4 protein-coding genes are annotated in these 3502 nt (G+C 31.5%); 1 reads left to right on the plus strand and 3 read right to left on the minus strand.

The genetic code is table 11. The annotated features are described in order from the left end of the window. Positions 1 to 17 precede the first annotated feature (17 nt). From QZ260_RS06620 to purU, 3 genes are all read right to left on the minus strand, one after another. Entirely contained in the window at positions 18 to 215 is a 198-nt protein-coding gene (locus QZ260_RS06620) for a Lacal_2735 family protein (RefSeq protein WP_365969312.1), read from the minus strand. Positions 216 to 442: 227 nt separating this feature from the next. Next, on the minus strand, positions 443 to 1147 hold the full coding sequence (locus tag QZ260_RS06625; RefSeq protein WP_295984234.1) for a DUF4197 domain-containing protein: 705 nt from the start codon (positions 1145 to 1147) through the stop codon (positions 443 to 445). A 55-nt stretch (positions 1148 to 1202) separates the two neighbouring features. Then, entirely contained in the window at positions 1203 to 2057 is an 855-nt protein-coding gene (gene purU, locus QZ260_RS06630) for a formyltetrahydrofolate deformylase (RefSeq protein WP_295984237.1), read from the minus strand. A 144-nt stretch (positions 2058 to 2201) separates the two neighbouring features. Here purU and QZ260_RS06635 point away from each other — a divergent pair. Then, a partial coding sequence (locus tag QZ260_RS06635) for a cobalamin-dependent protein (protein ID WP_295984239.1) occupies positions 2202 to 3502 on the plus strand: 1301 nt, incomplete at its 3' end.

Here is a 3502-nt window from a genome sequence, read left to right on the forward strand (position 1 = left end):
ATAATTATTAAGTAAATTCAAATAGCAGATTGATACGTTTCTCTTTGCAGGTATTTCAACCTATTTAGTTTGTTGAGTAGCTTGATGGCTTTGTATTCTGAAATATCACTTAACGCCGAATCTGTTTGTCTAAAATTATAAGCTTGCTCTATAAGCCTCTTGTATTTTGAGTTAAGTTTATCTTGGTGAGTCTTTATTTTTTCAATTCGGTTTATTTTATATGTAAAGAACTAGTACTAAAATATCCATTTTTTTATTGAAGAAGAGAAAGTTATAGAGTTGTTTTTTTGTTAAAAATCAATTTAAAAACCATATTTAGAATATGTTATGTTTAAATACGTGCTAAAAAAGGAATATATACTACACCCATAGTTACTTATGATGGATGATAAAAAAAACCGAACAATAAATATTCGGTTTTAAATCTTATATTTTTTTAAATTTAATCTTGAAGCGCAAAAACCTTTCTTAGTAAATCTGTACTTCTAGAAGCTGTTTTTGTTCTAATGTCTTTTTCTTCAACAGCAATCATAGTGTAAACTCCTTTTAACGCTTCGCCGGTTACATAATCTGTTAAGTCTGGGTTTACATCATTTGTAAATGGAATACTATTGTATTTATTTATTAAATTATTCCAAATATCATCTGCACCTACTTTACTAAATGAACTTTTTATAACAGGGTTAAATTTAGCATAAAGCGCTGTTTGTGTTTTAGAAGTCAAATATTGTGTTGCCGCATCATTATTCCCTAATAAAATGTTTTTCGCATCGTCAAACGTAATGCCCTTAACTGCATTAATAAAAATAGGAGTAGCTTCTTTTACAGCATCTTCAGCAGCTCTATTAAGTACTTTTAAGCCTTCATCAGCCAAATTACTAAGTCCGATATCTCTTAATGCTCTATCAACTTTACCAAGTTCTTCAGGTAATAATATCTTAACTAAGTCATTTTTAAAGAAACCGTCTTTTTGGGTAAGTTTGGTAACTTGTTTGTCAATACCAAAGTCTAAAGCTTGCCTTAAACCTGAGGCTATTTCTGTGTTACCAAGTACTCCTCCCTGAGGTAATTGATTCACTGCTTGCTGCAATTCAGCACATGAAGACAGATTAAATATTAAAAGAAAAGCTATAAATTTACGCATCATGATTTTGGATTTTATATGTAAACAAATATAAATTTTAGTTATTAAAAATTTTGGGTTAAGAAAAAATAACTGTTTTATTATTAAAAACCATTACTTTTCTATCTGCGTGTAGCTTAACGGCATTTGCTAAAACAATTTTTTCTAAATCGCGTCCTTTTGCAATTAAATCACTAATGGCATGAGCATGCGTGACTCTAGTTACGTCTTGTTCTATTATTGGTCCTGCATCAAGCTCTTCAGTAACATAATGGCTAGTGGCTCCAATAATTTTCACACCTCTCTTATAAGCAGAATGGTAAGGTTTAGCACCTACAAACGCAGGTAAAAAGGAGTGGTGAATATTAATTATTTTGTTTGGGTACTTATTTATTAGTTTTCCTGATATAATTTGCATGTATCTAGCCAAAACTATAAAATCAATGTTATGTTCTTTTAGTAACTGTAATTGCTGGTCTTCTGCGTCTTGTTTAGAATCTTTAGTCACTGGTATATAATAAAAAGGTATTTTAAAATTATCAGCAATTGGTTTTAAATCATTATGATTACTTATAATGAACGGAATTTCTAAATTAAGTTCTCCAGAATTATAACGCCCTAATAAATCATATAAACAATGATCATATTTAGATATGAATAATGCCATTTTGGGCTTTTTTTCAGATGAGTAAATACGCCATTTCATTTCAAATTTGTTGGCCAAATCACTTTCAAAGACAGATTTAAAATTGCTAGTAGAAAAGTTGTCTGATATAAACTCACTTTCCAAACGCATAAAAAATATATCTTGTTCTCTATCTACATGCTGATCTATATAGATAATATTACCTCCGTTTTCCGCAATAAAATTGGTCACCGATGCAATAATATTGGGTCTGTCTTTGCAGTGAATTAAAATCGTAATCTTATTCATTAGTAGTTTTTATTCGGAGATAAATTTAGTTTAAAAATGATTCAAGAAGGAGTCTTGATATAAATTTTATATAATCTTTTGCAAACACCTTATTTTTTTGAATATTTCGTAAATTGCGATACTTAAATTCAATAATCTTTACGAATGAACCAACAAGCGCCGTATAAGCCAAAACATAAAGTCAGAATTGTAACTGCAGCATCACTTTTTGATGGACATGATGCTTCTATAAATATCATGCGACGCATTATTCAGGCTACCGGAGTAGAAGTTATTCATTTGGGTCATGATAGAAGTGTTGAAGAAGTTGTAAATACAGCAATTCAAGAAGATGTGAATGCCATTTGTTTAACATCGTATCAAGGCGGGCACAATGAATATTTTAAGTATATGTATGATCTCTTAAAGGAAAGAGGCTCTGAGCATATTAAGATTTTCGGCGGCGGTGGCGGTGTAATATTACCTTCGGAAATAAAAAATTTGATGGATTATGGAATTACTCGAATCTATTCACCAGATGATGGTCGTGAAATGGGTTTACAAGGCATGATAAATGACCTGGTTAAACAGTCTGATTTTGCTATTGGAAATATATTGGATATTGAAGTAGATGACCTTAAGAATAAAACTTCAAAAACTATTGCAAGAGTAATTTCGTCCGCTGAAAACTTTCCAAAAACAGCAAAGAATACGATAGATAAAATTCACTCAAAGAATAAAAACTCACAAACTCCAGTATTAGGAATCACTGGCACTGGTGGAGCAGGTAAATCTAGTTTAGTTGACGAATTAGTTAGGCGATTTTTAGTAGATTTCCCTAAGAAAACAGTTGGGATTATTTCGGTTGATCCTTCTAAAAGAAAAACGGGTGGCGCTTTATTAGGTGATCGAATTAGAATGAATTCTATCAATAATTCAAGGGTCTATATGCGAAGTTTAGCAACACGCCAATCTAATTTGGCCTTATCGAAGCATGTAAATGAAGCGGTTGAAGTTTTAAAAGCAGCTGAATACGATTTGATTATTTTAGAAACTTCAGGGATTGGACAAAGTGATACCGAAATTATAGAACATTCAGATGTATCTCTTTATGTAATGACTCCAGAGTTTGGTGCGGCAACTCAATTAGAAAAAATCGACATGCTCGATTTTGCAGATTTGGTAGCTATTAATAAGTTTGATAAACGGGGTTCATTGGATGCCTTGCGTGATGTGAAAAAACAATACATGCGCAACAATAGTCTTTGGGATGTACACCAAGATGATTTACCAGTTTTTGGAACCATAGCATCTCAGTTTAACGATCCAGGAATGAACACGCTTTATAAAGCGATAATGGATAAATTGGTTGAAAAAATAGATTCAGATTTAAAATCAACGTTCACCATTTCGAATGAAATGAGTGAAAAGATTTTTGTTATTCCGCCGTCTAGAACACGTTATTT

Origin of the sequence: uncultured Algibacter sp. (assembly GCF_905480415.1) — a bacterium.
In the GTDB taxonomy this organism is placed as follows: domain Bacteria; phylum Bacteroidota; class Bacteroidia; order Flavobacteriales; family Flavobacteriaceae; genus Algibacter_B.

Bases quoted from the DNA above. Each gene is read 5' to 3' on its own strand.
- purU (WP_295984237.1), bottom strand. From the start codon at position 2,057: ATGAATAAGATTACGATTTTAATTCACTGCAAAGACAGACCCAATATT.
- QZ260_RS06625 (WP_295984234.1), bottom strand. From the start codon at position 1,147: ATGATGCGTAAATTTATAGCTTTTCTTTTAATATTTAATCTGTCTTCA.